The sequence below is a fragment of the Rhizobium sp. AAP116 genome (assembly GCF_001295785.1).
In the GTDB taxonomy this organism is placed as follows: domain Bacteria; phylum Pseudomonadota; class Alphaproteobacteria; order Rhizobiales; family Rhizobiaceae; genus Allorhizobium.
Genome location: NZ_LJIB01000002.1, coordinates 77,197 through 97,798 on the forward strand (window position 1 = coordinate 77,197; position 20,602 = coordinate 97,798).

Below are 20,602 nucleotides of genomic sequence, written 5' to 3' on the forward strand. Positions count from 1 at the left end.
ATCTCATGTCAAAGGCCGGCCGCCTTGCGAAGTCAGAAAAAGTGGAGGAAGACAGAATGGGGCGTAAAGCCTTATGATCCACGAGTGGGTCCACAGACCCCATCGAGTTTGGAGAGAAGCCGTCTTGCAGAGCCTCAGCGTTGAAAGTGATACCTCGCCGGCCCGGCAGAAGAAAATTTCCCTGACGGAGACCGCATATGTTTCTCTGCGTGCGCGGGTGCTTTCCGGCTCTTTGAGGCCCGGGGCCGAGTTTTCCGAGCTCGAGCTGGCAGACCAGCTTGCCATGAGCAAGACGCCGGTGCGGGAAGCGCTCGGTCGATTGGTGGCGGAGGGGCTGATCGAAGCCTTTCCGAGGCGTGGCTACCGGGTCACGCCCGTGACGGTAAAGGACATCAATGATCTCTTTGCGATCCGCGCGATGACCGAAGGCACGGCCGCCGCCATGGCCGCGCTCAATCTTTCAGCTGCAGACCTCGATCGGCTCGAAGCGCTGGCGGAAGCCCGCTACGACCCGCACCAGGGCGAGAGTGTGCAGTCCTTCGTCAAGGCCAACCGCGATTTCCACCTGGCGATCGCCGAGGGCGCGAACAATCCGCGGCTGTTGGCGCTGGTTGCCGCGCATCTCGACGAATGCACGCGTCTCTTCTACCTCGGCGCCGTTAGTCGCGACGTCAATCCGGAAACCAGCGCTGATCATCGACACATTGTCGATGTCTTGCGCCTGCGTGACCCCGACCTTGCCCGTGCGGCGATGGTCGAACACAGCGAGCACACACAGAAGGGCGTGCTGAAGGCCCTGATTTCTAGCGACACCACGGCGCTGACGCTATAGTGAGAGGCCGAGCATGCCGCGCCATATGTGGGGGTTTGCACAATTCTCTGCGCGATCAGGCCGCCGCAACCAAAACATCCAGACGCAGGAAACTGAACGCGGTTTTGCGTGTTTGCGCTATGGGCGGATCTCACAAGACCGATAATCCATGCTCTGATCCCCCTGGAGTGTGCCCCGTCTGTTGTCGAAAACGGCGGAAATCATGATCGGCTCCAGGCTTGTTGGAAGGCCAGCGGGAACATCAGTCGCCGGTCGGAGAGCAGGCGTTTCGGACCGCTCTCGATCTTCAGCGGGCTACCGGCCTTTCAAGTGGCTCGCTTACTGCGCTCGACGGTGGCTGGAGTGAGAAGGCATCGGCTAGAGCGCAGGCCGCTCGAAGCGTGCGAGATCGGGCTGCCACAGGTCCTGAACCTCCAGCATGTGGCGGGCCTGACAGTAAAGGGAGAAAATCGTGGTCAGTGATACGACCAGATCGGGACGATCAACAGATGCTCGGTCAAAGGCCCTGACCAGAGCGTATTCAGCCGGTCCTCGCTTCACAAGCTCCCGGGCGAGCAACGCTGTTGGCCCGGCGAAAAGCGCTTGGCGCTGGAAGTCCTTCCTTTCGCCGGAAAGAGCCACATAACGCTCAAGGCGGGTCATGAAGTGAATGGGTGCGAATAATCGGTTGAGAAGCCACGTCATCCCCGATCGCAATTGCTCCTTGCTCATCTGAGCTGGAATGATGTTCGTGCTGATAAGTGAGGCTGAGTGATCGGATCCTTCGGTCAGGCGTCCCTCTTTGAGCAAGCGCGTATGAAGCGGGGTTGTCTCGGGCGCGACGAGCACTCCTGGACTGATCAGAGGAAGAGGCATGCTCTGGATAAAGTCGAACTGCCGTTCAAAGATATCGACACCATCCTGATCGAAGCCGACGATGATGCCCCCATACACCATCATGCCATGTTGAACGATCGTTTCGACCTGAGCAATCATGTCGTGCCGCAGGTTCTGGCGCTTGCCTGCCTCGGCGAGGCTTTGTTCATTGGGTGTTTCGATGCCGACAAACAGGGTTTCGAAACCGGAATTTCGCATCAATGCGAGAATGTCGTGGTCGCGACTGATATCGATGGATACCTGCGTAGCGAAAGCTAGGCGCTCGTCCGGTGGGCGCGTATTCCAGTCCAGAAGCCGTTCAAGTAGCGCTCTGGTGCGTCGTCGCATCACCGTCAGATTGTCATCAGCGAAGAAGACACCGCGAACACCGCGATCACGCAGGATATCGAGTTCAGCGGTAATCTGGTCCGGCTCCTTCCATCTCTGCTTGCGCCCGAGATACTGGATCACGTCACAGAATTCGCAGTCGAACGGACACCCGCGAGACGTCTGGACCTGTGCAGACCAGGTCCGCTCGAGCGGATAAAGGTCCCAGCGCGGCACAGGTGAATCGACAAGCGCAGGCTTGCCTCCTTGATAAGTGGACTTGTATTTCCCTAAGGCGAGCTCTTCGAAGAGCTCGCCGGCAATCTCTTCGATCTCGCCGATGACGAGAATGTCGCAATGCTCTCTCAGGGCATCCGGGGACAAAGAGGCATAGGAGCCCCCGATCAGCACGATCTTGCCGCGGCGTCTGAACTCTGCCGCAAGCTCGATCATCCGGGCCTGTTGGGTCACTTTCCCCGTGATGCCGACGTATCGAGCCGGATGGGAGAAATCGACAGGATCGAGACGCTCCTCGCAGATCGTCACCTTCCAGTTGTCAGGGGCGAAGGCTGCGACTGTCGGGGTTGCCAGATCGGCAATCGCTGTCGCATTGACACCCGTCCATGCGCCGAGAACCTCCAGGCCAAAATAGCCCGGAGCGTTTTCTGCCGGATTGATCAGATAGATTTCGTGCATTGCGCAGGTAACCGCAGCGGGTGAGACCTCAGGAGAAGCAGACCTTGACGTTACGTCTGCCTCCCCCAAGCATTCCGGGTTTTGTTCTGTCTTCCTGCCCCGCGTTGGGGCGGACACCATGGCAAGGGTGCTACTCGCGCAAGCCCTTAACCGAAGGATATTTTCTGACCGCTCGACTGCTTGATCCTCGGCGGAGCCATGATTCCCCCTGCGACGAGTTCCAACTCGTCATCAGACAGTTCATCATTTGTGGAAGCGTGATGGGCCAATGCCACGCTTAGCTCCTCGCTGGTGAACGAGAACCCTTCGCGCTCTCCAAGGGCAACGACGGCGTCTGCACCTTCCTGCAAGGCCACAGTCGCCTGCGCCTCCAAGGCCTGGTCGCTCCGCACGTGTTCGTAGAATTTTTCCAAAGCATCGATCGACATCATATGTCCTTTCTAGTTTTCAATTGTGAGCGGGATATACGCTTGAGGGTCCATGTGATCTCAAGATGGTTTCGACCCTGTCAGCGATCGGGGCAAAGCGGCGGCGGGTCAGGTGGACCATGCGTGGCCGCGAGGTGTCGGTGTAGTAAAGGGCCAGCGACTGGGGGCCGAAGAGCTCAACCTGCTTCCTGTAGCAGTGAAAATAGGCACCCACGGCGATGGCCGTGTGCCAATAGCTCGGATCGAGAAAGGCCTCAAAATACTCGATCAAAGGATCGGTTGGAGTGCCGTTCAAGCTCTCCGAGCCGGACAAGGTTTGCCAGCGCTCGCTGGAGGGGCCGGCCAGTACCCAGCCGACCAGTTCGCCCTGACGGCGCACCAAGCAACTGACTTCTGGCTCCAGTCGCGGCCACAGTCGCAATGGCCCTTGCATTTGCGCAGCATCATCGACAGCCAACAGATCCTTGACCCTTTGTTCGTCGGCGGCAGTCAGGCACAGCGGATCGAAACTGTAGACTGATTGCTTTGTCAGCTTCTCAGAGACCGGCGCCCAGCTTCCGACTGCCCCCACCATTGGGCCGGCTCTTCCGAGTACGAAAAGCCCGTCTTCGACTGGCGCGGTCCAGCCGGCCCGGACCAGCAGAGCACAAAGAGCTTCATGCCTTAGTCCGCGCTCCACAAATCGCACGGACATGGAGAGCGCGCCGCGTCCAAGCGCATCAGCCATCCAGGTTTCAAGAAGCCGCTGGCCTAGCCCCCTGCGGCGGTGCGCTGTTGCCACAATCAGTGACACCAGTTCTGCCTGTCCCTTATCGTCCACGAAGCCGAGTGCCAGGCCTACCGGTAAGCCTGCAACGACCGCGCCAATGGCAAACCAGCGGGGCGGAAGTTTCGCCATCAATGGACGCAGGCGCGGAAAGGTCAATTGAGAAAACAGGCTGGCATTGCCTTGAAGAGACAGGAGCCGAGCCTCGCCGCATGAGGCGGCCGGTAGGGAGGCTGCGTCAGCAAGCAGTGACGTTCCTCTGTGTGTCTTGTCCGTGATCATCAGCATGCACCTTTGGTCACCGGATATCTCCCGGCACCTGATTGGCCGGCAATGTGAAGCGACAGGTTGCTGATGAAAAGTGATCTGCGACGTATCTCTCCGTTGCGCCCAGATTTGGCCTCGCTGTTCGAAACCGATTGGTCGCACTTGCAATCGAGATCCGATAAGCCCTCAAATTACTGTTTTGGCTGAAGGGGCAAGCCACACCATGACGAAGATGCAGCGGGGAGACTTGGTCGATGAGCGCTGACAAGCTCTTTCGTCAGGAAGCGCTCCAGAAGCTTGCTTCCCCTGAACGGCTTGATGAAGCCGTACAAATCAATTCCAGAGGAACCTGGATTGCGGTCACGGCATTCGTAGCGCTTGCCTTACTCTTTGGGCTGTGGAGCGTGCTTGGACGAATTCCCTCGCGTGTCGAAGGACAAGGGATATTGCTCCTTTCGGGGGGAAACGTCATCGACACAGTCGCGCTCGCATCGGGCACTCTTGTCACGCAAGGTGTGGCGGCTGGTGCGGCTGTCACGCCGGACATGACGATCGCGCGGATCGAGCAACCTGACATCGCGCTACGTTTGGCCGACATGAACCGTCGCCTTGAAACACTGATTGCAAACCGGCAGCAAGCATTGCTGGATGAAGAACAGCTGCGTCAGGCAAGACTTTCCAATACGAAAGCACGACGTGTTGCCTATGAAGGAAGGTCGCGAGACGCCCGACAGCGCCTCGAGGCCTATCAGGCGCAACTGAAACGGCAGGAAAATCTGGTCGCCACTGGTGCGCTGGCTGTTGCAACCTTGCAGCAGACGCGCGAACAAATAGAGCTTGCGTCCCAGGATCTGTCCAATGTCGAAGCCAGCCTTCTGGAGATGGAGGCCTCAGGCTTTGCCTCGGATGCCGAGAGCCGGCGTCTGATCAGCACGCTTGATCAGGAAGTCAGCAAGGTTGAGGCAGAGCGGGATCAACTCGCGCAGACGCTGAGTGAATTCGGCAAGGTTCGTGCGCTTCAGTCTGGAACGCTGGTCGAATGGAAGGTCCCGTCCGGCACCTTTGTCGTGTCCGGAGCACCGGTCGCAAGCATCGCAACGGGCGGTGGCGGCTTGGAAATGCGCCTTTTCTTGCCACCGGCCAGTGGCAAACGGGTGCGGCCGGGCATGCGCGTCGACATCGAAATTTCCGGTCTGCCGCGCGAGCAATGGGGAACGCTGACCGGCCATGTCCACTCCGTCTCCGATTTTCCGGCGACCCGGGAGGGAATGCGCGCCATCCTGCAGAACGACACGCTGGTCTCAAGTTTCTCGTCAGATGGGGCACCTTTCACAGCGGTGATAACGCTTGATACAGATCCTTCTGCGGTGAGCGGCTATCGCTGGGTTGGAGGACCAGGCCCGGCCCAGGCGCTCAGCCATGGTGCCATCGGCAAAGCCAAGGTCACCATCGAAGAGCGCGCTCCCATCGATTTCCTGGTCCCCATGCTTCGCAGACTCGCGAGCGCATAACATGGCACCACGACCTCATGCCAAGCGGCGCAAGCCGGTGCCGACTATTCTGCAGATCGAACAGACCGAATGTGGGGTCGCTTGTCTCGCCATGATCCTGGCGTCATATGGGATGCATATCGGCCTCGAGCGACTGCGCGAAATGGCCGGTGTCTCGCGTGATGGCACGAGAGCAAGCAACCTCTTGAAGGCTGCTCGCAGAGTAGGCCTGACGGCGAAGGGGTTTCGCAAAGAGCCTGAACAACTCCACGAAGTTCCATGGCCCGCCATCCTGCACTGGAACTTCAACCACTTCGTGGTTCTTGAGGGTCTCAACGCAAGTTTCGCCTATCTCAACGATCCCGCGACTGGTCGGCGCAAGATCCCTCTGGATGAGCTCCGCCAGGCATTTACCGGTGTCGTCATTGCGTGTGAACCAGGCGCCGACTTCGAACCCTCAGGAGCGCAGCCATCCGTTCTTTCCGCTCTAGCGGAGCGGCTCGCAGGCACCCGGGCACTCTTGCCGCAGATCATCATCGCATCCGGTCTCCTGGTCCTGCCCGGGGTCGCTCTACCGGTGCTGTCCCGGGTCTTTGTCGATGACATATTGACCACCCGACAGACAGACTGGATCATCCCCTTCACTGTCCTCCTGGCGACCATCACGCTTGCGCAGGCGGCGCTCGTCCTGCTGCAACAGATGCTGTTGGCAAGGCTGGAGGTCCGCCTTGCCTTTCTTCCAGCGACGAAAATGCTCTGGCATATGCTGCGCCTTCCGATGAGCTTTTATGCTCAGCGTCATCCCGGCGAACTGGCAAATCGGCTGGACGCCAATGAAAAGCTGGCCGGTCTTCTGTCAGGACAGTTCGCAACAAGCATTTTCAACCTCTTGAGCATGATCGTCTACGCAGGCGTCATGCTGCTGCTTGACCCGGTGCTGGCTGTCGCAATCATTCTCTTGCAATGCATCTATTTCCTCACGCTCAGCGTATCAAACCGTCTTCAGTCCCGTAATGCCCGGCTGCAAGCGGCGCAGTCGGGGAAACTGATTGCGGCGACGGTTGGCGCGATCCGAGCTATCGAGACCATCAAGGCATCGGCAACGGAACGGGAGGCATTCCAGCGCTGGGCGGGGCATCAGGCCCGGCTTTTAAGCCTGCGCAGCAGCCAGGGCAGGGTGGAGGCTCTGATTGGGATCGTGCCTGGGCTTCTTTCTGCCTTGTCAGCCGCAGCAGTTTTGGGCTTGGGCGGGCTGCGTGTCATGGACGGCGCAATCTCGCTGGGAACCCTGATTGCCTTTCAGGCCCTGGCGGTCAGCTTCTACACCCCCATCGCCAGCCTCGTGCAGCTTGCCGGTCAAATACAAATGGTTAAGGCCGACATTGATCGTGCCGATGACCTTATGAGGGCGCCTGCCGCGCACTTTGAGGCTGAAGATGCAACACCGGCCAGTTTCGAATTGCGGGCCGAAGACCTGGTCTTCGGCTACAGTCCTCTCGACCCTCCCTTCGTCAATGGGTTCTCGCTGACATTAAGACCGAGTGCGCGGGTGGCACTTGTTGGCGGGTCCGGCAGCGGCAAAAGCACGGTTGGTCGCCTCCTGGCAGGTCTGTTCACTCCGTGGTCAGGCACGATTTCCATCGGTGGGATTGGGCTGAACGAATTGGATCCAGCACGCCGGGCGGCGATATGTGGCTATGTCGACCAGGAGATCTTCCTGTTCGAAGGCACGGTCGAGGATAATCTCAGCCTTTGGGACCCGGGCGTTTCAGATCGGCGCCTTATCCGGGCACTCTCTGATGCCGCCGTTCTCGATGACGTCATCATGCGTAAGGGCCAGCTCCTGTCTCAGGTCAATGAAGGGGGTACCAACTTCTCGGGAGGGCAGCGCCAAAGACTGGAAATTGCCCGCGTTCTGGCCGCCGAGCCATCCATTGTCATCCTCGACGAAGCTACCTCAGCGCTTGATCCGGCAACGGAAAAGCGGATTGACGACAACCTGCGGGCACGCGGCTGCACGACCATCATTATCGCCCATCGGCTCAGCACCATCCGAGACTGTGACGAGATCATCGTCATGAAGGACGGGCGGATCGTCGAACGCGGTGACCATGAGACCCTGATGGCGGCTGCAGGAGAATATGCCGCGCTGATTGCTGAGGGTGCGGGTCATGGCTGAACGTCAAGCGACCATTGCCGGTGGCGCCAACAGACCCCTGTTTCTTGACGAGGCCGACCGCTTCTACAGGTTGACGCGTGGTTACGCCGATCTTTTTGCGATAGGCGGAGACGGTCTCAGACGGCATCTGTTCCGTATCGAGGTCGGTGAATATCTGTTTCCAGCCGTCTCTTTCGGCCAGCATCGTCTGTGCGCTATCGGTTCTCTTGGTTCGGAGTTTGCGGTCTGCGAGGCAGGCGCCCCAAAGCCACCGCCGGAAGCCGTCATGTCTTGGGTTCAGGCGATGATCGGTGTCCTAGGCCAGACGCCGCAGGGCTGGACTGATCGCATCCTCTTGACGGGAGAGTTCGATCTGCCTCAGGGCATGACAGTCTCTGCACCTCATCGGACACTCTGCTTCGTTCGCCCCTTGGACGGAACCGCGACCTGGTGCGATCGAACCTGGCCAGTTGGCCTTGAACTGCCGATCACCTCGACGACCTCGGTGACCGCCATTTCCGATGCGACCCTGCAGGTATCAACCGAGTGCCCCGACCACGCGATTTTGGCAGAAGGCCTCTGTTTCATCGGTGGCGAGGTCCTGTCGCAACTTGATCGCGAGGCGGCTCAACATGGCGCCCAGCTCGAAGATCGGCTGAACATCCGCCGTCAGGCCATGGACCGAAGCCTTGGCAAAAGCCTTTCGGATCTGCTGACCTTGAGGGAGCCGAAAACCGGTCAAATGTCATCTGCCCGGCTTTCGGTTTTTGTTGCCGTCATGCAGACGAGCGGATTGGATGTGCCTCAAGCTCTGCGACGGGATCTCGAGGCCCTGGGCGACAAGGGCTCTTACGAGCCGCTTTTGCGATCTGCGGGCCTTTACTATCGCCAGGTGATGCTCGACCACGACTGGTGGCACCATGACGGCACTGCGATGCTCGCAACGCTCAAGGACGGATCGCCCGCAGGCCTGGTTCCGGGCAAAGGCGGCGGTTGGCTGCTGGTGACGAACGAAGGTATGCGTCGCGTAACCAAACCGCTTGCGCAAGAGGTTTCAACGGGGGCGCTGCAGATCTATCCGCCGCTTGAGGATCGCCCCATAGGCCTCCTCGAAACCATGCGGTTTGGCTTTTCCGGCACACGCTACGATGTTGTCGCCACAATCACCGTGGCGCTGGTCGCCAGTTTGGTGGTCATGGTCCCGCCGATCGCAGCCACCATGCTTTTTCAGCATGTCGTGCCAGCTGGCGACCGGGGCAATCTACTATTCATACTGGCGTCACTGGTCGCGCTTGCCTTTGGCCAGTCTGCCTTCGAACTGATGCGCAGCCTTTGCGTCGCACGGATAGAAACGCGTCTGGATTCGTCGATACAGGCTGCGCTTTTCCAGCGCCTTCTGAGGCTTCCAGTGAATTTCTTTCGGGCCTATTCCGCAGGTGATTTGACGGAACGGGTGCTGGGCATTCAAGAGGCACGCCAGATGATCACCGGCGCGACCATGTCTGGACTCTTCGGCGCGATGGGTGTGATCGCAAGTGCCGGGGTGCTGGTGTTCCTCGACTGGCGACTGGCATTGACGGGCATCGCTGTCCTTGCCCTCTTTCTTGTCATCTCGGCAATCCTATCCTTCAGGCAGCTTGCACAGGAAAGACGCCAAGCAGCGATCCGGGGCCAGAACCAAGGTTTCGTGCTTCAATTGCTGATCGGCATGACAAAGCTGCGCGCCGCCCACGCGGAGAAACTGGCCCTCGCCCAATGGGCCTGGAAGAGCCTTGAGCACCGAAAGGCTTTTGCCACGTCAAGATCCATCCAGTCCGTGCATGCAGCACTTCTGGAACTGATGCCGTGGTTTTCCTTGCTGATGATCTATGTCACGCTTTTGTGGCTGATGAAGTCTGATCAGCAGCAAGCGGCGCTGCTTGCTCTCTTGCCGTCAGGTGGAAGCACAGCTTCCGCCGCGCTGCGCGAGCCTTTGACGGCCGCAGCCTTTATCGGTTTCACGACCGCCTTCGGGCAGATGACGACCGGATTGAAGGCGACAGTCGAGGCGTTTACCCATCTGGCAAGCGTGGCCCCCTTGGCAGAACGCACAGCCCCCGTGCTGAAAGCCGTGCCAGATGATGCCTCGACCAGTCGGGGATCATCACCACAACTCACCGGCAATCTTGTGTTCCGCAATGTCAGTTTCCGCTACGGCATGGATAGCCCCCTCGTTCTGAAAAACCTCGATCTTGAGATACAGCCGGGCGACTTCATCGCGGTCACCGGCCCTTCTGGGAGTGGCAAATCCACCTTACTGCGCCTCATCCTGGGCTTCGAGACACCGGATACTGGCGAGATCTTTTATGATGGTATCCCATCGCATGGGATCGAGCTTGCGTCGCTCCGGTCCCAGATCGGCATCGTGTTGCAGAATGGGGGCTTAAGCGCGGGCTCGATCTACGACAACATCGTCGGATCCTCCGGTCTCGGCGTTGCCGATGCATGGGCTGCGGCCAGAATGGTGGGCCTTGCAGAAGAAATAGAGAGCATGCCGATGGGCATGCACACCGTCCTGAACGACGGCGCCATGACCATCTCGGGTGGGCAAAGGCAGAGGGTCCTGATTGCCCGAGCGCTGGTCAGAAAACCGCGGATCCTTCTGTTCGATGAAGCAACCAGCGCCCTGGACAACCGGACCCAGGCGATCGTCACACGCAGCCTGACCAGTCTCGAGGTTACGCGCATCGTCATCGCGCATCGTCTGAGCACCATCAAAGAGGCCGACCGGATCATCGTCCTCGATCGTGGCAGCCTCGTCGAAAGTGGCACTTACAACGACCTGATTAGCGCGGGCGGCACCTTCAGTGACCTCGCCCGCCGGCAATTGCTCTAGGAGATGGTATGCGCAAGGTTCTCTACATCCTTGGCCAGTTGAACGATGAAGATGCCGAATGGCTCGCCCGAACGGGGCGTATCAGGACCTGTAGGGAAGGTGAGGTTCTCATCAACGAGGGTGTGGCAACCCAAGATCTCTACTTCGTCTTGGACGGAGAAGTGGGCGTGCAGATTAAGGGCGTCGGCGAGGTTGCCCGCCTGGGTCGCGGTGAGGTGGTGGGCGAAATGTCCTTTGTCGATTCATCGCCGCCCTCCGCAACAATCCTGGCGCATGGTGGTGCAAGAGTGCTGGCGGTTGAGAAGGCCGCGATCGACGCGCGTCTGCGACGGGATAACGGATTTGCCGGCCGCTTTTACAAGGCCATCGCAATTTTTCTGGCCGATCGACTGCGCTCGACCATGGGCCGCATGCGCAGCACGGAAGGCTTGCACCGCGACCAAATCATGGACGATGAGCTCGATGAGAGCATTCTCGATCAGATTTCCCTCGCCGGCTCAAGGTTCGAACACATGCTGTCAATCCTGTCCAAGGTAAACTGAAGCCCATGGGGGGGCCAGCGAAGCTGACCCGCCGTAAAGACCGTCAGCGAAGTCTAAGCAATCCAGACGATGAGAGACAAAAGCAGAAGGATCACGCTCAGCATGGCCAATGGACCGGGCAGACTGGACAGCCTCAAAGGGCTGTCGAGATCCTGGGTTGCCGAAAGCCTGCTGAGCGCTTGTGAACGAAAAAGTCGAGCCCCCTTGATCAGGGGCAAATCGGCGTCTTTCTCTGAAGACATGACACAGTGAACTCCCAGACATCAAAGTGGCAGCTAAATCACTCTGCAGCAGGGCAGCAAGAGGATATTGACGCCCCAGCTTTCCTCGGACGCCTCAAAGGCTTGATCAAGGGCAATAGGCGGTCGGTGCATACACCGCAGCTGCGCCAGTCTGCGCTCACCGAATGCGGTCTCACGGCATTGGCAATCATCTTTGCCTGGCACGGGGTCGATGTTTCACTCGAGAGATTGCGCAATGAGATCGGCTCGAGCCGACTGGGGCTCACGGCCCGCCAACTCCTCGAACTTGCCCGACGCTATGATTTCGAGACCAAGGCTTGTCGGCGTGAGATCGATCAACTGGCGACGCTTCCCCTGCCATTCATCGCCCACTACCGCTTCATACATTTCGTCGTCGTCGAGCATGTTTCAGACCAGCATGTCACGATCAACGATCCTGCAAGCGGGCCACAGCGTCTGACGATTGAAGAATTTGCCAGGGACTTCACCGGAATCGCCCTGACATTCATCCCACGCTTTGCGCCGCCGCCGCCGGTCCATCCAGCAAGGCGTGAATTCTGGCTGCAGCTGAGCGACAATCGGGTTGCGGCAACCATCATTCTCCTGCTTTGCCTGCTGCAAACATCAGCAGTCGCGTTCGGGCTCGTGAGCATGGCCAAGGCTCTGGACGGACATCAGAAACCAAGCGTTGCGCTTCTCGCGTGGATCCTGGCGGCCATCTTGCATTTATTGCTGCACTGGAGCACCGAGAGCTTTGCAGAGCGCCTTTCCAATCGGGCACGAGACCTCACATGGCTGCGTTTCAAGAGTATGCCGCCCCAATGGTTTTCTACAAAGACGGCAAACCAGCTCGCGGATATTTTGATCCTCGGTGAGCGCTGGTCTTTGTTGCTACCCATTGCCGTTTCGCTTCTACGGTCGCTGCTCTTGATCCCGGTCGTTCTGGTTGCGCCGTTCATCCAGCTGCCCAATGGACTGGTCATCACATCGTTGACGGCAATCGCCTCTTGTATTGTTCTTGCAGCATGCCTTCGTCGCGGCGAGACCCGGATGAGAACTATGCGTGAGGCGCAGCTTCTTATCCTGCCCGATACGCATATCCTTGCAGATCTTGAGAGCCGACAGTTTGCAGGGCGCGACAGCGAGCTCACCTCTTATCTGGCAGCAGAGCACGCTCAGATGCATTCGCAAGCACAGGTCAGCCTGGGCTGGCGGGCGAAACTCGATGTCTTGGTGTCTCTGCCGATTGTCCTCGCTCTGGCGATCATCATGACCGACGGGCTAGTCAGTCAAGATTGGGGAACTGCCGCAGCACTTGGCACAGTTTGTGTCGTGATTGGCCTCTGCCTGCGAACGGCACGACGCAGTTTTCCGGTTATTTCAGAAGTGATGGGACTGCTCTCGCGTTTGCACGACCTGCGTAACACAGACGCTGATCTAACAGGATTGCAGTCGCACCCGGGATCGCCCGCAGGCCTCGCCATTCATCTTGATGATACGAACCTGTTTTTGACCAAGGGTAATCTGCTGCAGATCACTGGACCGTCTGGAAGCGGAAAGACACGACTGGCTCGCCAGATTGCAGGCCTCGAACCAAGCCCGAATGGCGCCATTACCTTTGGTGGAATGGCGACCGAAACGCTCTGTCATCAGGGATCGCCGCAGGTGCTGCTTGTCGACGAGCAGGTTCTCACGATCTCCGGCAGCCTGGCGGAGAACCTCTGTCTCGGTGATCGCTGCTTCGACCGCGAGGCCTTGGACGAGGTGCTGGATCTGGTCGAGCTCAATCAGGAGCTTTGCCAGCGTGGAGGGCTGTATCTGGAGCTTTCTGCGGACAGGCGGCTGTTGAGCGGCGGCCAGCTCCGTCGCCTGGCGCTTGCCCGCGCGCTGTTGCGCCAACCTTCGGTCATCGTTCTGGATGGAGCCCTCGATGCCCTGGATGCACCGCTTGCTGGACGTATCGTCAAGCGGCTGCGGGAACGACATATACTGGTTCTGATTGGTGAGCGTGGCACGCAATCACGCCGGCCGGACGCGACCATCGATCTGGGCCGTTGTTGATGGTCGATGTCGCGCGTTGTCTGGCAATCTTGGCGCAGGGCCTTCACCATAGGCAGGAAGCAGAGCTTCTGGTTGCAGCGCAAAAGCGGGGGCTTTCGCTTCGGCGCGTCCTGATGCAAGACCGGAACTGGAGAAGGCAGGATCTTGGGATCCTGGTCGCCTGGCAGGCATCGACAGAGCAATTCGTCGTGATCGATGCCACTGGCTGCGGATCACCATCTCGTGTCAGCATCGATGGCAGCCGGCAACGGCTGTCCAGGGTCGATTGCGCAGCCTTGAATACAGACATGCTTGCTCTGGCAAAGCCGCAGGGGCGCTCGATCCACGCAAGCCTTGCTGTCGCACTTCTCGTCATGCTGGCGGCACAGGCCTTGGTTCTCCTCGTAATTTCGGGTCATCCGCCTGGAATGCGCGCGGCATTGATCTTGTCGCTGGCGGGCCTTGCATGGATTGTGGCGCGCGTTGCCCATTCAATTGCCTTGTCGCGGGCGTCCATCTTGCTCGGATGGCGTCATCATGACGACCTTTGGGCCGAAATACTCGACGGAGGAGTGACGATCCTTCAGAGTCGCACGCCTCACGACTACGCTCGGGCGATGCGTGCATTGTTGAAGAACCGGGTCAAGACCTTGCGCGGAAGAATGGCCCTTCCGATGGGGCTTGCCAGTCTGTTGCCGGGTCTTGTGGCCTTGAGCATTTCGGTTCCGCAACTTGGTCTCTACTACGCTCTCACCTGGGCACCCCTGCTGGCTGGCGCAATCGCTTCTCGCCGTTTGGTGGGACTGATCGAAAATGCGGAAGGGCAGAGTTTGGGCGAGATGGAACAGCGGCTGGATCTCGCGGCGCAAGGCAGCTTGGGTTTGCGGCCGTTGGGCGCGGAGAGTTTTGCCCTGACGCGTCTGGAGGCTGCTCTGAGACGTCAGAGAAGACTTGCCAGTCGAAGGAGGACACTGCAGCAGGTTATCCTTGCGTGTGAAGCACTGTTTTTCGTACTTCCAGGCGCGGTATCGATCATCTCGACACTGGACACGCCCCTCACCGCCTTGGTCACTGTGGCCAGCTTTATGGTTGCGCTGGGACTTGTGGAAGTCGGTCGCGCAGCAGCCGCCATGACTGCGAGCGGGGGATCGTCACATGATGACGCGTTCAAGAGCCGGTTCACACGCGATCTGGCTGAGGAGCACGAAGCACTCGAATCCATCGAACTGATTGGGGTCACCTTCCAGTATCCTGGCGCGTCGCGCCCCCTGTTCAAGCCGCAAGATCTCAGCATCCGGCGGGGCGAGATTGTTGCCATCACAGGACCGTCCGGTGCAGGTAAATCGACCTTACTGAGGCTCGCCCTCGGCATCTTGCCGCCGACCACGGGTGAGGTGAGGATCAACGGGAAATGCGTTTGCGCACAAGAGCAGAAAATCTGGCGAAGACAGCTTGGTGTTGTTCTCCAGGATGAGCATATGGCCGTCGACACCCTCAAGTCCTTCCTGCAGGGGATGAGCGGCCTTTCACTTGAGACAGCGCTTCGAAGTTCCGACAGGCTTGGCCTCCTGAAGGAGATCGAGGCTTTGCCCATGGGCATTCAGACACTTGTTGCACAAGGGATGGTCCCGGCGGGTTTGCGGGAGCGCTTGCTGATTGCAAGGGTTCTCTTGCGGCAGCCATCACTGCTGATCCTGGACGAAGCGACAACTGGTCTCGACGAAGAGTTCCAGACCAGACTTCTCCAAGAGCTGCGCACAGCCGGGATCGGTGTACTGATCGCAACACACCGTAAAAGCGTGGTGGCAATCGCTGACAGATGTGTGACGGTGACCCCAATCTAAACAAACCAGGCCTCAAGGCCGCAACACTTCACCGGGTCAACAAGCCTGGTTCTTCCACTGCGAGTTTTAGGACAACAGCGGCTCAAAGAGGCGATGCCGTTCTTCCGACCAGCTGGCGCGTGGGGTTTGGTCGAGGCTCTAGGGGTTAGGTCGCCCAACAGGGAATAGCCGGGCGACCCTGAGGCAGGTCCTTACTTCGGCTTCCTCTCCGGGTAAGGAGGACCGTAGAGAATAAAGGCGCTGAAAGATGTGCCGCCGGATGCAAGGTCCAGCAGTTCATCGGGCAATTCATCAAGCTTGAATGGGGCCCGCAAGACGATCGTGGCTTCGCCTGGCTTTTCCTCGATCACGTTGATCTTCAGGTTCGTGAGTGGGTTTTCCCGCTCCAGAACTTCGGCCAACGCCGCATGGGGGTCCTGTTTGAGACGTTCACGGAAGGCAGTGTCGTTGTTCGCCTTTTCAACCACGGCCTTTTCAATGTGAAGTCGCAGGTCGGACATCACATCAGTTTGCGCATTTAACATATTATCACCAGCATCTTTATAGACATCTGAATATTCAGACTTTCCAAGTATCGAGTCTTAATCGGTAAGGTCAATAATCATCCTGATGTTGGATACCGTCCAAAGCTGGGCAGAAATAACTTAGGGTTTTGAAGGCGGTCGCACCACACTGTAGATAATTTCCACGCTGATATCGCAGGGGCTTTGCTTTGGAACGACTGAATGACTCCATACATTTCATTCAAATTGAAAGCATACGTGAGAAAGAATTTCTGGAAGACTGTGCCGGTCTCACCTGGAAAAGCTATCGGCCGTTTCTTGAGGCAGCGCAGTGCGACAATCGCCTGGCTCTGGCCGCATGCGCGGGAAGCGTCCCCGTGGGATTGTGGTTGTCTGCCAGAACTCCTTCTGAAGACACACCGAAAACCCACACCCTTCTATCGCTGTTTGTCGCTCCGGAATGGCGACGTCGCGGCTTGGCGACTGACCTCATGCAGGCGGCTGAGGGCGAGCTTTCAGCTCTTGGAATCTCATCCGTGACCACCAGCTATTCGTCGATATTGCCTGGCGCCGACGCGATGTCCTGCTTGTTGCGCAAACAATCATGGGCTGAACCTGTACCAGACCGCATTCGCATCTGTGGCCGTGTCGGTGATACGTTTGCCACCTCAAGGGCCTGGGATTTGCTGCTCAAGCGGCTGCAGCGCCAAGGTGTCCGCTATCTGAGTTGGGAAGAAGCCGGTGACGGCGTTCTCGAGCAAGCTGCGGCGATGGTCGACGCAGGTGAGGCACCCGCGTGGTCTGACCCGCGCCCATGGAAGGACGCCCTTTCCGCAGAATTTTCACTGGCTATCTTTGATGGGGCAGGGGGACTAGCCGGTTGGGTCATATGTGAGCGTCAGGAGAAATTGGACCGCTGGTATTTTCCCATTGGCTGGGTAACGCCGCCCGAACAGGATCGCGGGACCTTGGTTGGCGCATATCTTGAAGGCTCGATGCGCATTCAGACGGGCAACGGCGCGTCGGCACTTGCCGTACTCGAAGCCTCACCCAGACAAGGCCGCGCATGGAGATTGTTCGAGAAGCACTTCTCCACGCTCGCACTTTGGTCCGATCGCCTGCTGATCTCACAGAAAAATCTCGGCATTGAACCGACACTGCTGATTGAATAGCTGCGAGAGCCACCGCGTTGGCCCTGTTTCGCAGGCGATAACCGACCAGCCCGCGCATTTGCAATCCAGGCGGCGACCATACCCAGAAGGGTATTCTGAAGGCGCTGACCTCTGGCGATACCTCGGCGTTGACATTCTGATAGGCCGCCTCAGTGATTGGCTGAGGTTGCCTTTATCCAGCGGAACGGCGTTCGCCGGCTCACCAGCCGCGAATGCGTGTGCCCCAATGCTCTACGGTCTATGCTCGGACTGAATTGCAGCGCGACCTTGCCTCAGCGGCTGGCGACCAGCACGCCCGCCCCGACCATCAGGGCTCCAGCTCCGCGATTGAGCACGCCGATCTTTTTCGGATCAGACAGGGCCGTCTTTGCTTTGTAGCCGAGGAGCACATGCCCTCCGACTACGATCACCTCTATCAGGGCAATGATAAGCAGCAGTTCCACGGTATCGGACACGGTGAGGGGACGGATTCCGAGCACCCCCGGCAGTAAAGCCAAATAGAAGATCGGCATCTTGGGGTTGGAGATGTTGAGGAGGAAGCCCGTGAGGAACAGGCGGATCAGGCCACCTCGCATCACGCGAGGTTTGATCTCTGGCTTCGAGCGCCACATCATGATGCCCGTGTAAATCAGGTAGATAGCACCGACATATTGGATGAAGCGCAGATTTTCGTTCATGTATTGGGCGATGGCGTTGAAGCCGATGGCCGCAAGGATGACGAAGAGAAAGATGCTGCAAACGACGCCGACACCATAGGCGACACCATGGGCGGGGCCGCTGGACACGGTCTTCGACAAGATCGTCAGATTATCAGGACCGGGGCTCGCCGCAAACACGAAGAACGCCAGGCTAAACGTCAGGACTGTTTGTAGATCCATCATGCGCTCCTTTTCTCCGTTAACTCATCGAATTTAAAATATCCGCCTTTGAAGTAATCGGTTCCGAGCTTCTTATAACGCTCGGCAGGGGCAGTATAACCGAACTCGAGGAAGAGCATTAGTGCATTCCGCACCTGCGGTCCGTCGATATTGATGTCTGGCAAAACGACGTCGCTGGTCTGGATGTCAGCCAGTGCATTGAAGATCTGGTCATGGATGCCGATCCCTTCCGGCATCCGGATTTTCGGGCGGTCGATCATGTAGGAGGGGATGTCCGATCTGAAGGCTTCGCGAAGGACATGTTTTTCGACGCCGTTGCGCACCTTCATGTCGAATGGCAAAGACATCGCGAGTTCGATCACTGCGCGGTCGAGGAACGGCACCCGGCACTCGATAGAATTCGCCATGCTGCTTCGATCCGTCCGTTGAAGATCGGTGCGGTAGAGATTGTTCAAGCGGTAGGTCGATAGGCCATATGGGTCCATCGCGGTTTTGAAGAGATCATACCCTGCGAAGATCTCGTCGCTGCCGTCGCCTGAGAGAGCCACCTTGAAACCATTGGCACGGACGGCGGCATAGACTGCCGCCATGGTCAGCATGTCGGAAATGTCGACCGGTTCGAAAAACTCGCCGTTGAATATCGAATTGCGGATGTTTCTGTTGATCTGCGCGTGGTGAAATTCCGTGACTACATGCGGAATGTCTTTCTCTGCGCAAAACCGCCGGGCGAAGGCAAGGTCGGCGGAATCGTTCGTGCCTATGGAGAACGCCGTTACATCGCCGTGAAACTTGGTTGCCAGATGCAGGACGATCGTGCTGTCGAGGCCGCCTGAGAAAATGACTGCAACCGGGAGGTCGGTCGCCACCTGCTTGCGAACGGCGTCTTCCAACCTCTGTTTGCAATCTTCGATGGCAGCGTCGTGCTTCATCCCGAAGTCCGGGCTCGCTTCGAAGGTCACATAACGCTCAACATTCCTGTTCTGCCAATAGCTGCCTGGCAACAATTCTTGCGTGGTCATACCCAAGCCCAGAAAGCACTTCCGCTCGGAGGCGAAGCAGACGAGCTCATCGCCCTCGCTGTAGTAGAGTGGCTTGATGCCGATATGATCGCGGGCGGCGAAGCAGTCACCGGTCTCCGGATCATAGATGATAAAGGCGAAGATTCCGTCGAGTCTGTTCAGGGAGGCTGGTCCCCAAGCTGTGAAAGCCTGTAGCACCACTTCGGTATCGCTTGATGTCTGAAAGGCACAACCCAGTCCCCGCAACTCGATCTGGAGTTCGCGATGATTGTAGATTTCGCCATTCATGACGATCACCCTGCCCGTGGCCGGATCGACAATCGGCTGCTTCGCCTGATCCCTATCGATGATGGCTAGACGATTTGTACCCAATGCGGCACTGCCGGAGACTAGTCGTTCGGCGAAATTGTAAGCATCCCCACGGTGTCGGATCGCGCCAAGCATATGCAGCAAGGTAGCCTCAAGACCCCTAGGATTGATTGGATTGTTTGAAGATGAAAATACAGCGGCGATTCCACACATGATTGATATCCCGCTACGATTTCGTGCCGACGGCGACGAGCGCCTTGCGCGGTATGGTCGCGATAAAGGCGGCCTCTGTCTTGCTGACCTGTATTTCGCCCAGTGTCTGCTCAACGCAACGTGCAACACGATTGATGATGTCGTCGCTATCGTTGGCGATCTTCACGAGGTCGTACATGCGGTACATGTGCATAAGCGCGTTAGAGATGGCCTCGTCAGCGGTTGCGCCGGGTAGCGTGAAAGGATCATTCAAATCGAAAACGCGCACGTCACGAAAACCGGCCACGCTGAAGCGCTCCCACATTTCCGATCGCGTAAAATGCGGGTGAGGATGGCCTGTTCGCGAGTAAACGTGCACGACCTCCTCAAACCAACGAGCGGCCTCGCCGCCAGTCTCGAAATCATGCAGGACCAAACGTCCGCCGGGCTTCAACGTCCGATAGGCTTCCGAGATCGCCAGTTGGCGGTCATCCTCATCCAAATGATGGCTGCCGTATGCGATCAAGACACCATCGAGAGAATTGTTTTTGAACAGGCTCCGAGTAGCCGACTGACGCACGCATGGCAGCCCGTGCTTCATGCAGGCATCCACCATGAAGCGCGATAGATCGGCGGTGAAGATCGCCGGCCTTGGCCCATCAATGCTCGCAACAAACCGGGCAATCGTCCCGTCTCCGCCAAGCACATCAAGAATTCTGGTGTCGGTATCCGGCATGTCGCTGAAAGTAGACGAAAAGCACTTCAGCAGAGCGACCATCCCCTCTTGGCGATTGCCGACCACCTTCTGCGCGATGTTATAGGCAGCGCCCCTGCCACCATCTGCCAGATCTTCGAACTCCCAGGAGAGTGAATTCATGACACGCACATAGTCGTCGAGCCTGTCGCCTGTAATCGCGGCCTCATCCAGAAGGCTGCATAGACCGGGGAACGTTGACGCCGCGGCACGGTAGTAGTCTGAAAAGGTTGTATCGGTCAGATATTCCAGATTCGATGAAACGGCTTTCTTCAACATTCAGGCGTTCTCCTGACGGCGCGATTGCAATCTCAGCGGAATTCGCTGCGTTAAAAATCTCGTAAGTTGCATGTTGAATCATGAGTGAGTGGGCTCGGTTCAGGCGGGGAGGGCTCTTAAAGGATCGCCGGAAA

15 protein-coding genes are annotated in these 20,602 nt (G+C 58.2%); 8 read left to right on the forward strand and 7 right to left on the reverse strand.

The genetic code is table 11. From position 1 onward, the window contains the following. The first annotated feature begins 124 nt into the window (after positions 1-124). Positions 125-832: a GntR family transcriptional regulator gene (locus IP85_RS00420; RefSeq protein WP_054147690.1), complete on the forward strand. Its 708-nt coding sequence runs from the start codon at positions 125-127 to the stop codon at positions 830-832. A gap of 357 nt (positions 833-1,189) precedes the next feature. On the opposite strand, the gene IP85_RS00425 is transcribed toward IP85_RS00420, so the two are convergent. The 3 genes from IP85_RS00425 to IP85_RS00435 form a co-directional block, all read right to left on the reverse strand. Further along, complete coding sequence (locus tag IP85_RS00425) at positions 1,190-2,779, reverse strand: radical SAM protein (RefSeq protein ID WP_197277968.1); 1,590 nt, start codon at positions 2,777-2,779, stop codon at positions 1,190-1,192. 77 nt (positions 2,780-2,856) lie between these two features. After that, positions 2,857-3,141 carry a Nif11-like leader peptide family RiPP precursor gene (locus IP85_RS00430; protein WP_054147692.1) on the reverse strand — a complete coding sequence of 95 codons (285 nt, stop codon included), beginning with the start codon at positions 3,139-3,141 and terminating at the stop codon, positions 2,857-2,859. A gap of 16 nt (positions 3,142-3,157) precedes the next feature. Then, complete coding sequence (locus IP85_RS00435) at positions 3,158-4,192, reverse strand: GNAT family N-acetyltransferase (protein ID WP_054147693.1); 1,035 nt, start codon at positions 4,190-4,192, stop codon at positions 3,158-3,160. Positions 4,193-4,425: 233 nt separating this feature from the next. Between IP85_RS00435 and IP85_RS00440 the strand changes: the two genes are divergently transcribed. The 6 genes from IP85_RS00440 to IP85_RS00470 all read left to right on the forward strand — a co-directional run bounded on the left by IP85_RS00440 (position 4,426) and on the right by IP85_RS00470 (position 15,362). Continuing rightward, the gene (locus IP85_RS00440; protein ID WP_054147694.1) at positions 4,426-5,682 is read left to right on the forward strand and encodes an NHLP bacteriocin system secretion protein; all 1,257 of its coding nucleotides are present in this window, start codon (positions 4,426-4,428) and stop codon (positions 5,680-5,682) included. 1 nt (position 5,683) lies between these two features. After that, positions 5,684-7,840, forward strand: coding sequence for an NHLP family bacteriocin export ABC transporter peptidase/permease/ATPase subunit (locus IP85_RS00445; protein ID WP_054147695.1), 2,157 nt, complete (start codon positions 5,684-5,686; stop codon positions 7,838-7,840). Further along, on the forward strand, positions 7,833-10,694 hold the full coding sequence (locus tag IP85_RS00450; RefSeq protein ID WP_054147696.1) for an NHLP bacteriocin export ABC transporter permease/ATPase subunit: 2,862 nt from the start codon (positions 7,833-7,835) through the stop codon (positions 10,692-10,694). The genes IP85_RS00445 and IP85_RS00450 overlap by 8 nt, the downstream gene beginning before the upstream one ends. An 8-nt stretch (positions 10,695-10,702) precedes the next feature. Then, on the forward strand, positions 10,703-11,236 hold the full coding sequence (locus tag IP85_RS00455) for a cyclic nucleotide-binding domain-containing protein (RefSeq protein ID WP_054147697.1): 534 nt from the start codon (positions 10,703-10,705) through the stop codon (positions 11,234-11,236). 344 nt (positions 11,237-11,580) lie between these two features. Next, on the forward strand, positions 11,581-13,539 hold the full coding sequence (locus IP85_RS00465; protein ID WP_054147699.1) for a cysteine peptidase family C39 domain-containing protein: 1,959 nt from the start codon (positions 11,581-11,583) through the stop codon (positions 13,537-13,539). Then, the gene (locus tag IP85_RS00470; RefSeq protein WP_054147700.1) at positions 13,539-15,362 is read left to right on the forward strand and encodes an ATP-binding cassette domain-containing protein; all 1,824 of its coding nucleotides are present in this window, start codon (positions 13,539-13,541) and stop codon (positions 15,360-15,362) included. Before IP85_RS00465 ends, IP85_RS00470 begins: the two co-directional genes overlap by 1 nt. Positions 15,363-15,553: 191 nt before the next feature. Here IP85_RS00470 and IP85_RS00475 read toward each other — a convergent pair whose 3' ends face one another. Beyond that, complete coding sequence (locus tag IP85_RS00475) at positions 15,554-15,886, reverse strand: NHLP leader peptide family natural product precursor (RefSeq protein WP_082347527.1); 333 nt, start codon at positions 15,884-15,886, stop codon at positions 15,554-15,556. Positions 15,887-16,074: 188 nt separating this feature from the next. Between IP85_RS00475 and IP85_RS00480 the strand changes: the two genes are divergently transcribed. Then, the gene (locus IP85_RS00480) at positions 16,075-17,037 is read left to right on the forward strand and encodes a GNAT family N-acetyltransferase (RefSeq protein WP_082347528.1); all 963 of its coding nucleotides are present in this window, start codon (positions 16,075-16,077) and stop codon (positions 17,035-17,037) included. A gap of 272 nt (positions 17,038-17,309) precedes the next feature. On the opposite strand, the gene IP85_RS00485 is transcribed toward IP85_RS00480, so the two are convergent. The 3 genes from IP85_RS00485 to IP85_RS00495 are packed head-to-tail and all read right to left on the reverse strand — an operon-like array spanning position 17,310 to position 20,468. Then, positions 17,310-17,918: a LysE family translocator gene (locus tag IP85_RS00485; RefSeq protein WP_197277969.1), complete on the reverse strand. Its 609-nt coding sequence runs from the start codon at positions 17,916-17,918 to the stop codon at positions 17,310-17,312. After that, complete coding sequence (locus IP85_RS00490; protein ID WP_197277970.1) at positions 17,915-19,456, reverse strand: asparagine synthase-related protein; 1,542 nt, start codon at positions 19,454-19,456, stop codon at positions 17,915-17,917. Before IP85_RS00490 ends, IP85_RS00485 begins: the two co-directional genes overlap by 4 nt. A gap of 13 nt (positions 19,457-19,469) precedes the next feature. Continuing rightward, complete coding sequence (locus tag IP85_RS00495) at positions 19,470-20,468, reverse strand: class I SAM-dependent methyltransferase (RefSeq protein ID WP_054147705.1); 999 nt, start codon at positions 20,466-20,468, stop codon at positions 19,470-19,472. Positions 20,469-20,602 lie beyond the last annotated feature (134 nt).

Excerpts from the sequence above, each read along its gene's own strand:
- IP85_RS00430 (WP_054147692.1), bottom strand. The coding sequence starts at position 3,141 with ATGATGTCGATCGATGCTTTGGAAAAATTCTACGAACACGTGCGGAGC.
- IP85_RS00435 (WP_054147693.1), bottom strand. The coding sequence starts at position 4,192 with ATGCTGATGATCACGGACAAGACACACAGAGGAACGTCACTGCTTGCT.
- IP85_RS00440 (WP_054147694.1), top strand. The coding sequence starts at position 4,426 with ATGAGCGCTGACAAGCTCTTTCGTCAGGAAGCGCTCCAGAAGCTTGCT.
- IP85_RS00445 (WP_054147695.1), top strand. The coding sequence starts at position 5,684 with ATGGCACCACGACCTCATGCCAAGCGGCGCAAGCCGGTGCCGACTATT.
- IP85_RS00450 (WP_054147696.1), top strand. The coding sequence starts at position 7,833 with ATGGCTGAACGTCAAGCGACCATTGCCGGTGGCGCCAACAGACCCCTG.
- IP85_RS00455 (WP_054147697.1), top strand. The coding sequence starts at position 10,703 with ATGCGCAAGGTTCTCTACATCCTTGGCCAGTTGAACGATGAAGATGCC.
- IP85_RS00470 (WP_054147700.1), top strand. The coding sequence starts at position 13,539 with ATGGTCGATGTCGCGCGTTGTCTGGCAATCTTGGCGCAGGGCCTTCAC.
- IP85_RS00475 (WP_082347527.1), bottom strand. The coding sequence starts at position 15,886 with ATGTTAAATGCGCAAACTGATGTGATGTCCGACCTGCGACTTCACATT.
- IP85_RS00485 (WP_197277969.1), bottom strand. The coding sequence starts at position 17,918 with ATGATGGATCTACAAACAGTCCTGACGTTTAGCCTGGCGTTCTTCGTG.
- IP85_RS00490 (WP_197277970.1), bottom strand. The coding sequence starts at position 19,456 with ATGTGTGGAATCGCCGCTGTATTTTCATCTTCAAACAATCCAATCAAT.
- IP85_RS00495 (WP_054147705.1), bottom strand. The coding sequence starts at position 20,468 with ATGTTGAAGAAAGCCGTTTCATCGAATCTGGAATATCTGACCGATACA.